Origin of the sequence: Paenibacillus sp. SZ31 (assembly GCF_012912005.1) — a bacterium.
In the GTDB taxonomy this organism is placed as follows: domain Bacteria; phylum Bacillota; class Bacilli; order Paenibacillales; family Paenibacillaceae; genus Paenibacillus.
In genome coordinates this window covers 129,619-142,138 of record NZ_JABBEA010000003.1, presented here as the reverse complement: position 1 = coordinate 142,138, position 12,520 = coordinate 129,619, and the positions used below count along the sequence as shown (strand labels likewise).

General features: G+C 48.1%; 11 protein-coding genes. All 11 read left to right on the top strand.

The genetic code is table 11. The features are described 5' to 3' along the window. Positions 1-108 precede the first annotated feature (108 nt). Positions 109-396, top strand: a complete 288-nt coding sequence (spoIIID, locus tag HF638_RS08120; RefSeq protein ID WP_024632710.1) for a sporulation transcriptional regulator SpoIIID — start codon at positions 109-111, stop codon at positions 394-396. 219 nt (positions 397-615) lie between these two features. Next, entirely contained in the window at positions 616-1,614 is a 999-nt protein-coding gene (gene mreB, locus HF638_RS08115) for a rod shape-determining protein (RefSeq protein ID WP_145324412.1), read from the top strand. A 102-nt stretch (positions 1,615-1,716) separates the two neighbouring features. Next, positions 1,717-2,601: a flagellar hook-basal body protein gene (locus HF638_RS08110; RefSeq protein WP_169479764.1), complete on the top strand. Its 885-nt coding sequence runs from the start codon at positions 1,717-1,719 to the stop codon at positions 2,599-2,601. A gap of 420 nt (positions 2,602-3,021) precedes the next feature. Then, positions 3,022-3,861, top strand: a complete 840-nt coding sequence (locus tag HF638_RS08105; RefSeq protein ID WP_062836972.1) for a flagellar hook-basal body protein — start codon at positions 3,022-3,024, stop codon at positions 3,859-3,861. A gap of 12 nt (positions 3,862-3,873) precedes the next feature. Beyond that, the gene (locus HF638_RS08100; protein ID WP_062836973.1) at positions 3,874-4,098 is read left to right on the top strand and encodes a DNA-directed RNA polymerase subunit beta; all 225 of its coding nucleotides are present in this window, start codon (positions 3,874-3,876) and stop codon (positions 4,096-4,098) included. A gap of 486 nt (positions 4,099-4,584) precedes the next feature. Then, positions 4,585-5,016, top strand: coding sequence for a 3-hydroxyacyl-ACP dehydratase FabZ (gene fabZ, locus HF638_RS08095; protein WP_169480031.1), 432 nt, complete (start codon positions 4,585-4,587; stop codon positions 5,014-5,016). A gap of 111 nt (positions 5,017-5,127) precedes the next feature. Then, positions 5,128-6,846 carry a phospho-sugar mutase gene (locus HF638_RS08090; RefSeq protein ID WP_169479763.1) on the top strand — a complete coding sequence of 573 codons (1,719 nt, stop codon included), beginning with the start codon at positions 5,128-5,130 and terminating at the stop codon, positions 6,844-6,846. A gap of 217 nt (positions 6,847-7,063) precedes the next feature. Continuing rightward, positions 7,064-9,085 (top strand): DUF5693 family protein, encoded by a 2,022-nt coding sequence (locus tag HF638_RS08085; protein ID WP_169479762.1) that lies wholly within the window; start codon positions 7,064-7,066, stop codon positions 9,083-9,085. Next, a complete protein-coding gene (csaB, locus tag HF638_RS08080; RefSeq protein ID WP_169479761.1) occupies positions 9,061-10,242 on the top strand; it encodes a polysaccharide pyruvyl transferase CsaB in 1,182 nt (393 codons plus the stop codon). The genes HF638_RS08085 and csaB overlap by 25 nt, the downstream gene beginning before the upstream one ends. 7 nt (positions 10,243-10,249) lie before the next feature. Continuing rightward, positions 10,250-11,011, top strand: coding sequence for a WecB/TagA/CpsF family glycosyltransferase (locus tag HF638_RS08075; protein ID WP_169479760.1), 762 nt, complete (start codon positions 10,250-10,252; stop codon positions 11,009-11,011). 373 nt (positions 11,012-11,384) lie between these two features. Then, positions 11,385-12,515: a glycosyltransferase family 4 protein gene (locus HF638_RS08070; RefSeq protein ID WP_169479759.1), complete on the top strand. Its 1,131-nt coding sequence runs from the start codon at positions 11,385-11,387 to the stop codon at positions 12,513-12,515. The last annotated feature ends 5 nt before the right edge of the window (positions 12,516-12,520 follow it).

Here is a 12,520-nt window from a genome sequence, read left to right as displayed (position 1 = left end):
CAGAAAATAATGGGACCTTCGAAGCTTGTCACACCTCTAAACCGCGAATATATAGGCATGCTCCTCATATAATGTACCAAACTATCCACACAGTAGGGAGGCGGGAGCGTGCACGATTACATCAAGGAACGGACCATCAAAATTGGTCGCTGCATTGTTGAGACGAGGAATACGGTCCGTACCATAGCCAAGGAATTCGGCGTGTCAAAGAGTACTGTGCATAAGGATCTGACGGAGCGTCTGCCGGAAATCAACCCTGATCTTGCTGACCAGGTGAAACACATTTTGGAGTATCACAAGTCGATCCGCCATTTGCGGGGCGGGGAAGCGACCAAAATCAAATACAAAAAAACGAGTGGCAAGAAACGTGAGGTGTTGGCTTCCGCCAAATCGTAAGCATCTTCACAAAGACGTAGGCCAAAAAGCTCACACATGCATTGAATCCCTCCCCTGAAGTATGATATGTTAAAAGCTGGTACAGGATCGAATTATGACATCTTATCAGCCCGATTTTTACATATATATGTTGCACTTTGTCGAACGAGCGGTGACGTGATAAGGGACTCTTTTTCACAGGATACGCTGACCAAATAATATCACTTTGGGGGCTCTTTTATGTTTAGCAAGGATATCGGTATTGATCTTGGCACGGCGAACGTGCTTATTCACGTGAAAGGAAGTGGGGTTGTCCTCGATGAACCTTCCGTCGTGACCATTGAAAGAGATACGAAGCGTGTCCTTGCTGTTGGGGAAGAAGCGCGTCGTATGGTGGGGCGTACTCCAGGTAACATTGTTGCCATTAGACCGTTGCGCGACGGCGTTATTGCGGACTTCGAGATTACAGAAGCGATGCTCAGACATTTCATTAATCGTGTGGGTGCAAGAAGTTGGTACAGCCACCCTCGAATTCTGATTTGTGCACCAACGAACATTACTTCCGTGGAGCAGAAGGCCATCCGCGAGGCAGCGGAGCGCAGCGGTGCCAAAGAAGTGTTTCTGGAAGAAGAGCCGAAAGCGGCAGCGATCGGTGCGGGAATGGATATTTTTCAGCCGAGCGGCAATATGGTCGTGGATATCGGCGGCGGCACGACTGACGTTGCAGTCCTTTCTATGGGCGACGTAGTCACCGCCTCTTCTATTAAAGTCGCAGGGGACAAGTTCGACGAAGCCATTATCAAGTTTATCAAAGCCAAGTACAAGCTCATGATCGGTGAACGGACTGCGGAAGATATCAAGATTGCGATTGGTTCGGTGACACCAGGTGGACATCAATCCGAGATGGATATTCGTGGGCGCGATATGGTATCCGGTCTGCCAGTTACCGTAACGGTATCGGGAAAAGAAGTACAGGAAGCACTTTGGGATTCCGTGCAATCCATCATCGTTGCAGCCAAGTCGGTACTGGAACGTACACCGCCGGAATTGTCAGCGGACATTATCGACCGTGGTGTAGTGTTGACTGGTGGAGGCGCATTGCTCAAAGGACTGGACGAGCTTTTGTCCAATGAATTGCATGTACCGGTATGGGTTGCGGAAGATCCAATGCATTGTGTCGTGAAGGGGACAGGCATTATGCTTAATAATTTGGATCAGGTGGTTAAGAAAAAGTTCTAATCTGCCGATATAAATAGCAAAGGTTCGCCATGCTCGGAAAGCAGAACGGACAAGCAGCCAGCCTGTGATGCAGGACAAGCGCTTGAGGAGAGGGGTTAATTCATGTTAAGAGGTCTGTACACCGCTACTGCGGGAATGATTACGCAACAACGCCGCCATGATACAGCAACGCAGAATATTGTAAATGCGAACACGACGGGATATAAACAGGTGAATAGCGTAAGCCGTTCCTTCCCGGAAATGCTCATTACCTTGGTAGGCGGAGATGCGAATCTCCCGACAAAGCGGCTGGGCAAGCTGAACACAGGGGTGTTCGCGGAAGAGAGTTTGTCCATGAATTTGCAGGGGACCATTATGGAGACTGGACAGAAAAATGATTTTTCCATTTCATCCAATATGACTGTCAATGATCCACAGACTGGACAACCTGTCCCGTTTGATGCTTCAGGCAAATTTGTACGGGCCGATGGTACGGTAACTTACCAGCCTCAGGCGTATTTTACAGTTCAGGATGCACAAGGTAATACCGGATATACACGTGATGGTCACTTCGAGATTACAGGAACCGGACAGCTGCTGAGTTCAACAGGTTCACAAGTGTTGGATAATAATGGACAACCTGTAGTGTTGACAGGTTCGGTAGAGCAATTTAAAGTGGATGAGCAAGGCCGTCTTGTGGATGCAGCAACGGGTGCACCGACAGGCGTTACTCTCGGTATTAGTGTCATTGACCAGCCGAATCAACTGGTTCGTCAAGGTGATGGCAATTTCAGTCTGAGTGATGAAAATGGGGCAACTGCCCGGATGCTGGCTGCCGGTGATAATGTGCAGATCCGTCAGGGATACCTGGAAGGCTCGAATGTCGATGCTTCACAGGCAACGGTTGATATGAACGCTGCATACCGTGCATATGAAGCGAACCAGAAGGTCGTACAGTTCTACGACCGCAGTTTGGAAAAAGCCGTCAATGAAGTCGGTCGTGTATAACGACGACGTTTAAATATAACCGCGTAGCGGAGAGCCAAACGCCCTTTGCGTAGCAAAGTAGAGAGGCTCACGCGAAGCGCAAGAGCCTAGACGCAGCCGAGCCTATGCGAGGGTTGCGCAGCTGTACTTGAGCGTAGCGACGGTCTCGACAGTCCTTTGCGAAGCAAAGCAGGGAAGAGACCACGCGGAGCTACACGCCGTATAAAGAGCGTGTCCGACTATGATTTAGCCATGTGAAACGATGGCGGGAATCATAGTCGGACAGTCGCGGCGCACACACACCACCGCCACTTAGCAAGATCGTACCCCACTTACCTAATCCGCCTGTTTCGGGAGTCCAGAGGGCAGCGCCATCTGGGGCCCTCCCTACTAGGGAGGGTTTGGGAGGGTGGACAGGAACCAAGGGAGGGTAAACCACCAATGAATAATTCCATGATTAGTGCCAAAGTTTCCATGACTGCCATACAGCAGCGTCTGGATGTCATTTCCGATAATATTGCCAACGTGAATACGGCAGGCTATAAGAGCAAGCAAGCGGCTTTCGAGGATGTGCTGACCCGGGTTCAACAACAACCGGACAAATACAAACTGGATGGACGTTCCACACCGATGGGATATAACCTCGGTTTTGGTGCTCGTTTGGCAGATGTGACGAAGGATATGTCTCAGGGCACCTTAAATGAGACAGGCCTTCCAACCGATCTGGCCATTGAGGGAAATGCTATGTTTGCAGTTGAAGCGAATGGGGAAAAAATGTGGACACGTCAGGGTGCATTTCATTTTGTACCGGATACAAGACCGAAGCCTACTCCGAATTCACCAGACATGATGGTTATGGTCAATGGCGAAGGTCACTTTGCTCTGGATCGTCTAGGAAACCGTATTACGGCACCGAATAATAGCAAGGTTGCTTTTGATGAAAATGGCAACCTGCTAATCCGACGCGGTAATGAGGCGAACGCAACCATTGGAGCACAACTGCAAGTGGTAGACATTGAACGCCCTGAGGGGCTGGTACAGTATGCGGATAACCTGTTCGGGCTGGATGCGGGATTAACCGAGGATGATGTATTTGGCGCTGATGCAGCTACACGTCAAGCGACTGCCATGATCCGTCCAGGTTATCTGGAGCAATCCAATGTGGATCTGACACAGGAGATGGCTTTGCTTATGCAAGGACAGCGGACATATCAGTTGGCGGCACGGGCGCTAACTTCGAGTGACTCCATGATGGGTCTTGCCAACACTATAAGAGCGTAAAAGGTGAATGTGATGACAGAAACACAGCAGCAGAACAGTAAGCCAGAGAAGAAGGAAGTCAAGAAGAAGAAGAGTGGATGGCGCATCGCAAGATGGTTTCTGGTTCCGGTCCTGCTTGTTCTTGCCCTTGCTGGCGGAATGGTAGCTGGATATGTGGTACTGGGCAAACAGGATATCGGTTCCGTATTGCAATGGAGTACATGGGAACATGTATATAATCTGGTATTCGCTCCATAATGTAACGAGTTAAGCGAAAACTCCTGCGCAGGCAGGAGTTTTCTTTTTGACGTTGAAAACAGTATAATGATGGATGACGTTTGACGTCAAAAGAGGCCTCCCCTGCGAAAGACATTCGTCATCGCGAAGAGAGACCCCTTATCTTAACCTTCACTACTGCAGTCATGAAGGATATAACTAGTGTTAACCGAAAATATGCTTTTCATACAAAATTTAAAAATTAAAAACCCATTTGTATGAGCTTTTGATTTTGTCATGTGAGGGTTGACCTTGCAGCACCGAAGTAAGTGGAGGGAACGGAATCGTTCAGAAGAAGCGAAGCGCTCGCCTTTGTCACCGAATTTTGACCTCTCTGAGGTTGATCAAAAAAAATCGGAGACAACAGCGATCAGAAGGACGATCCGTAACCGTAACGACCACCGTAGCGCTAAGAGTCAATCCATGATGAAGAACGCTCATATAAACATCCCGAGAGGAGATTACACTGTGCTCGATATCAAACAGATCCAAGAGATCATCCCGCACCGCCCCCCATTTTTGCTGGTGGACAAGATTCTAGAGATTGAGGATGGCAAACGTGCCGTTGGTTTGAAGAACGTAACCATTAACGAACCTTTCTTCATTGGTCATTTCCCAGAGTATCCGGTAATGCCGGGTGTACTGATTACAGAAGCGCTGGCGCAAGTTGGTGCAGTAGCCATTCTGAATTTGGAAGGCAACAAAGGCAAAATCGGCTTTTTGGCGGGACTGGACAATTTCCGATTCCGTGGACAAGTTGTGCCCGGAGATACGTTGATGTTGGAAGTAGAGATTACACGTCTGAAGGGTTCCATTGGTAAAGGTAAAGCAACAGCCCGAGTGGGCGACAAAGTGGTCGCTGAAGGCGAGATCATGTTTGCACTGTCTGACCCAAGCTGATTACATACGTGAGCAATTACATCATGCAGGGACTTAGTCGGACCGAATGATGCAAGATGCTGAAGTAACGCAGCACACCTGAATTTATATAGACGGAAGGGGTTTATCGGAATGGAACAGTTAAGTACAGCAGCAGCAGAAACGTTGCAGCAATGGTTGGAGGATGCTTCGATTGATGAAGCAACGAAACAGGAGCTTCGTGACTTGCAGGATCAGCCGAAAGAGCTGGAGGAACGTTTTTACAGAAACCTGGAGTTCGGTACAGGAGGATTGCGTGGAGTCATTGGTGCCGGAAGCAATCGGATGAATCGTTACACTGTGGGTCGGGCGACGCAAGGGTTTGCGCGTTATCTCCTTGAGCAGCATGGTGACCAAGAAGGCAAACCTTCTGTCGTCATTGCTCATGATTCCCGTCATTTCTCACCTGAATTCACACTGGATGCTGCGCTTGTACTGGCTGGAAACGGCATTGTAGCCAAGCTGTTCCCATCCTTGCGTTCAACTCCTGAGTTGTCATTCGCGGTTCGTCATCAGAATGCAACTGGCGGAATCGTCGTTACAGCGAGCCATAACCCACCGGAATATAACGGATATAAAGTCTACAATCATGAGGGCGGTCAATTGGTGCCGGATGAAGCGGAAAAAGTCATTCAGTACATTCAAGAAGTGCCTTCTCTTGCTGATGTGAAGAAGCTGACGCAAGAAGAAGCAGAAGCTCAAGGCCTTCTGATTTGGTTGGGTGAAGAGCAAGACCAAGCGTTCGTGGATACCGTAGCAAGCTGCAGCCTGAGCCGCGAACTGATCCAATCCGTAGGCCGTGATTTCAAAATCGTATACACACCGCTGCACGGAACAGGCAACATCCCTGTACGTCGCGTGCTGGAGCAGATCGGATTCGAGCAAGTGCACATTGTAGCGGAACAAGAACAGCCGGATGCTGAGTTCTCTACAGTGAAATCCCCTAACCCGGAAGAACGCGAAGCGTTTACGCTTGCAATGAAGCTGGGAGAATCCGTAGGCGCTGACATTCTGATCGGAACAGATCCGGATGCAGACCGTATGGGTGCTGTTGTGAAAGACAACGATGGCAAATTTTTCGTCTTGTCCGGTAACCAGTCTGGTGCCATTATGGTACATTACCTGTTAAGTCGCCTGCAAGAGACGGGTACACTGCCAAGCAATGGTGCGGTTGTCAAAACGATCGTAACAAGTGAGATGGGTGCTGTCATTGCTGAACATTACGGTGCAGAAGTGATGAATACACTGACAGGCTTCAAATATATCGGTGAAAAAATGAACCAGTTCGAAGCAACAGGCAGTCATACATTCTTGTTCGGATATGAAGAGAGTTATGGCTACCTTTCCGGCAACTATGCCCGTGACAAGGATGCTGTCCTTGCCTCGATGCTGATTGCTGAAGCTGCTGCGTATTATAAGAGTCAAGGCAAGACGCTCTATGATGTCTTGCAAGAGTTGTACAACCAATTCGGATACTTCCTGGAGAAGCTGGAGTCCCGTACGCTGAAAGGCAAAGATGGCGTAGCTCAGATTCAGGGCAAAATGACCGACTGGCGTTCCAATCCGCCACAAGAAGTAGCGGGAATTGCTGTACAAGATGTACTGGACTACTCCCTTGGTTTAGACGGTCTTCCGAAGGAGAACGTACTGAAGTTCATTTTGGCAGACGGTTCATGGTTCTGCTTGCGCCCTTCAGGAACAGAACCGAAGATCAAAGTATACTTCGCCGTGCGTGGAGAGAACTTGGAAGATGCGGAAAGCCGGATCGAGCGTCTGGTGACTACAGTGATGTCGCGTGTAGACGCACAATAATACGAATGCAGCAATGAGCAAGAACATGAGAAGGCCTCTCCGCACCGTAAGGTTGGTTGGCGGAGGGGTTTTTCTTTGAAATAAAAGTGTAGATGGATCTAGCATATAAGAGGGCTTGTTGACACAAGCTGTTTGTAACCTATTGTATAAATGTTAAATGAACGAATTACTTGAGCTGAACGTGCATTTGGTTCCAACACTTGAGGAGGTACATGTAGTGCGTCAAAAATGGCTTTATTGGAATAACGCTTCTCGGAAGTGGTTGTGGCTCGTCGTTATTATCGGTCTCGTTGCGTCCATCCCTGTAATCAGTGATCGGGTGCAGACAGAATCTTCTGCCAAAAAGGTGGAGCTTGTCTTCAACTATCGAGGTCTGCTGGATATTTCCGCCTATCAGGCACATCCGCAAGATTTCATGAATGAACAATTGACTCGTCTGAAAGACGCAGGCGTAACAACGATGGCTGTGTTCGAAAGTACATTGGACGAGCTGAGAAAGACACGCCGACTAATGGTATACAACGGCCAGGATCTCGCGAACCTGACCAAAGATGTGATTCCTTCTAACGCAAATTACACGTATGTGTTATTTACATCAGAGGAAAACACACAGACGTATACCCCTATTATTGAACAAACGTTCGCTGATCGGCAGATTCCAGTGCTACCATGGGAATATGAAGGTCGTAGCGGCTTAATATTGCAGACTCCTCCGGAGAATGCCAACATGCAGCCTTTGCAGCCCGATCCGGTTGCCGTGAAGATGCTGCGTGATAAAGGTTTCTACATTTTGCCCCGCATCTCGGACGGTGTGCCATACAGCCAGGAATCGATGGAGCGCTTGCTTACCTTCTTCGAGGAAAATGGCGTGAAGCGCATCTTGTTTGATGGTGATGCTGTGAAAGGGTACAATGATAATGCAGAGATGAAAAGTCTCGACCAGTTCGCACAGTTGCTGAACAAACACAACATTGGTCTTGCAGCCATTGAGAACTTGAAGAAACCGCAGTCGGGATTCCAGACCCTTGCTTATAAAACAGACTACAATGTCACGCGTTTATACTCGCTTAGTGATGGAGATGCCAATCTGGACGTAGATACAATTGCTGACCGCTTTGTTCTGGCAACCAAAGACCGTAACATTCGTATGCTCTATATGAATGCATCGCCAAGCCGGAACACAGCAAAGGCCATGATTACAGATCCAATTGAGAATCTGATCAACAGCCTGGGTGAACCAGGTCATGCGGTAGAACGCATGGCGAAGCATGGATTCGAACTAGGACAAGCTGAAGCATTTACAGTTAAGGATTCGTCGATTCAGCGTTATGCCAAGCTGGTTGCTCTCGTTGGTGCAATTGCGATGATTGCACTTATGGTTTCTTACTTTATCCCACTACTGACCTTGATCTCATTTGTAGTTGCTCTAGTGGGCAGTGCCGGATTGTTCCTCTTAAAACCAACGCTGCTGGAGCAAGGAATTGCCTTGCTTGTGGCCATAGCTGCGCCGACCATAGCGATGGTGCTGGCCGTTCGTACAGTGAACTATCAGCAACAACGTCAACCAGACGCATCTGCGGGTCGTCGTTTGAAGCAGACATTAGTTTTATATGTAAGAACGTCAATTCTATCGTTCCTGGCGGTACCTTTTGTCATCGCGTTGCTTAACAGCATTACGTACAGTCTGGTGATTAACCAGTTCCGCGGCGTGAGTCTGTTGCACTTCGCACCTATGGCCCTGGTAGCGATTTACATTGTGTTTTACCGTGGTTCAGGTTCGTTCTCTATTAAGAAAATTAAAGAAATGCTTCGTATGCCAATTAATGTGTTAATGGTTGTTTTGGCACTCGTTGCTGCCGTTGTTGGATACTATTATTTGAGTCGTACAGGTAACTCGGGTTCAGTAACACCATTCGAGATGTTCCTGCGTACCACGCTGGAAGATACGTTCGGTGTACGGCCGAGATTCAAAGAATTCATGCTGGGACACCCGCTGTTTATCGTTGGCGTGTTCGCCGCTTTAAAATATCGTAAAGTCATTTTTGTGCTCATTATTGCAGCTATTGGACAATTGTCCATGGTGGATACGTTCGCGCATATTCATACGCCAGCTGTATTGTCACTCATTCGTGGAGTGATGGGATTGGGACTTGGCTTAATCTTCGGTATCATTGCTGTGGGTGTGTGGCAAGTAGCGGAAGGATGTTGGAAAAAATGGTCACCACTTCTCAAAAGTTAGTCATCTCGGGGTATTACGGATTCCGCAACAGCGGAGACGAAGCGGTGCTAAAGTCGATTTTGACAGCGCTGGAAGAGGAAAGTCAGAGGTCGAACGTCACCATTGAGCCGATTGTACTCTCGGGTGACCCCGAGTGGACAACCTCCATGTACGGTGTACGCTCTGTTCATCGCATGAAACTCAAGGAAGTCCGTGAAGCTCTCAAGGAGAGTGACGGATTAATCAGTGGCGGAGGAAGTCTATTACAGGATGCAACTGGACTGAAATCCATTCCTTATTATCTGGGTGTCATCAAGCTGGCCCAGTGGCTGAAAAAACCAACGTTTATCTATGCACAGGGTATTGGCCCTGTGAAGCGTAAAATTTTCAATCCGATGATAAAATCAGTCTTCAAGGCCTGTACCTATGTATCCGTTCGGGATGAACAATCTGCAGACTACCTACGTGGGCTCGGGCTACAGTGGAATCAGATCCATGTAGTACCCGACCCAGTCATGGGTTTGCCATTACCTGAAGCAAAAGTGGAGAGTGGCACAGGTGCTATTTCAGCAAATGCTGCTAATCAAGCTAGCCGAGTGGAAGCTTCATCTGGAGGACATACCAAGCTTCCTGTGATCGGCATATCGGTGCGGTTCTGGGAGTCAGACCGGAAGGAGCTTACGGCTATTGCAGCCGGATTGAAAAAGCTGTGCTCCAAAAGAGCCGTGCACTTGCGCTTTCTGCCATTTCATTTGCCGAATGATGAACAGGCATCACGATTCCTTATGGAAATGCTCGGTGATGTGACTAGCAAAGGCAGTGAGATTAGCATCACACCGGATCTGACCGATCCTCAGCTTATGCTGGAGGAAGTCAGCAAGTGTGATCTTGTCATCGGTATGCGTCTGCACAGTCTGATCTATGCAGCATCGCAATATGTTCCTCCGGTGGGCATCTCATATGATCCGAAAATTGATCAATTCCTGCTTCGTCTGGATAGTGAACCAGCAGGCAATACGGATACACTCGATGGCGACAAGCTCGCCAAGACGGTCGTTGGACTGCTGGATCAACGTTCACAGTGGTTGAAGGAACATGAAGAAGGCATCACCGAACTGAAGCAGGAAGCCAGAGTGCCTGCACAGCAGATTATTAACTATTTAGGCCGCAAAGGATGAGATAAAGATGAGTCAGACCGGATCAATACCTACCGTTTCGATCTACGGCATTCCTTTTTCCAAACTGACGATGAAAGAAACGGTGAAGGTTCTCCAGGAAGCTGTGCTTTCCAAGCAGACACCCCATCAGGTCATTACAGCCAATCCGATTATGGTTATGGCCGCATTGGAAAATCCCGCAATCATGGAAGTCATGCAAGCTGCGGAATTGATTGTTCCTGATGGAACAGGTGTTGTATGGGCTGCGAACTATTGTGGAGATCCTGTAGCTGAGCGAGTGCCGGGATTTGAGCTTTTACATGAATTGCTGCGTGTTGGAGAAAACTATCGATGGGGCGTATATCTGCTTGGTTCGACCCCTGAGGTGATTCAAGAAACGGCAGTTCGGTTACAACAGCAATATCCGGCGATTCGAATTGTGGGTTATCGCGACGGTTATTTTGGTCCGGCTGAGGATGAACAGGTCGTCGCTTCCATTCGGGAAGCAGCACCTGATCTGTTGTTTGTAGCACGTGGAGCCGACACACAAGAACCGTGGATTCACCAGCACAAAGATGCACTGCAGGTTCCCGTAACCATGGGCGTTGGCGGCAGTTTTGATGTAATTTCGGGCAAAACCAAACGTGCGCCTGTCCTTTTCCAAAAGTTAAGACTGGAGTGGTTCTATCGCTTGTTGCGTGAACCAAGCCGGGCTGGACGGATGCTTGCGCTTCCGAAATTCGCTGTTAAGGTGATGCGGGACAAAGAAAACGTGATGAAAGTCCGTTAAAAACAGGTAATTGCGAGATAAATGCTTGTTTTTGCTAGAAATTGAGGATGGCTTTTCGGGTGTGATGAGCGTATAATTCATTCCGGATTACATGTGTGCCACTCCATGAAAACAGAAGCGTTACACTTGGCACTACGATTGCAAGGCAACCTGTCGATCGCCGTTATCCCCAGATTTCCTTTTATCCTTTTCCAAAGGATGAAATCCGGTGATAAATGCGAACGTTACACTTCTCTAGGTTTTCCTTGCACTCTTCGTTATCGTGTAACAAAATTTTTCATCAAAAGTGACTAACAATAATTTTCATATATAAAAAGAGATCAGGGGATTTATAATTTCGTACAGGTATTATAATTGGGGGTCGAATGTTCAAATGGTAGCGATCTTTATCATTGGATTTATCGTGTCAATGGGACTGGCTCTTGCCCTGACACCACTTGTCAAAAAGTTCGCAGTCCGCATTGGCGCGATGGATACGCCGAATGCACGTAAAGTACACACACGGATCATGCCACGTCTTGGTGGCCTAGGAATATTTCTGGCCTTTATTATTACGGTTGCTGCGTTGCTTCCATTTGTATCGGCATGGTTCACGACTCGGGATATGAGTTTTGTCAGCGCGTTTCTGATTGGTGGAACGATTATCGTACTGATTGGAGCACTCGATGATCGGTTTGAACTATCAGCCAAAGTGAAGTTACTTGGTCAGATCGTTGCTGCTTCTGTCGTTGTATTCGGATTTAATATCCGCGTAGATTTCGTTAACATTCCTTTTCAGGATTCCTATTCTTCACTCGAAGCTTGGGTATCCATTCCGCTGACGATCTTATGGATCGTTGGTGTAACGAATGCGATCAACCTGATTGACGGTTTGGATGGTCTGGCTGCTGGTGTATCTGGTATTGCAATTGGTACCATTGCCGTGATGTCCTTCCTGATGGGGAACATGATGATCGCTTTGATGTGCCTTGTGTTGTTGGGTAGCATCATTGGATTCCTGTTCTTCAACTTCCACCCGGCGAAGATCTTCATGGGAGATACTGGTTCACTATTCCTTGGTTTCTCTCTGGCGATGCTGTCTATGCTCGGATTCAAACAAATTGCTATCGTGTCCTTCATTACCCCGCTGATCATTATCGGTGTGCCGCTCTCGGATACCTTCTTCGCGATTATCCGTCGTGCGGTACAGCGGAAACCGATTTTTGCACCGGATAAAGGTCACCTGCATCACTGCTTGCGTGAACTTGGATTCAGTCACCGTCAGACGGTACTGATCATTTATGGAATTGCTGCATTCTTCGGAGTTCTGGCAATTATCCAATCTTCCGCTGCCATGTTTGAAGCGAACTGGGTAACATTCGTGGTCATCTGTATCATGATGTTCTTCCTCCAGGTGGGAGCAGAAGTCATCGGACTTGTTAGTAAGACGAGAAGACCGGTTATTAACTTCCTGATGCGTATGCGCGTCAAGCTGAATCCGGAGACCCGTTCGAATCATAAATAGATAAA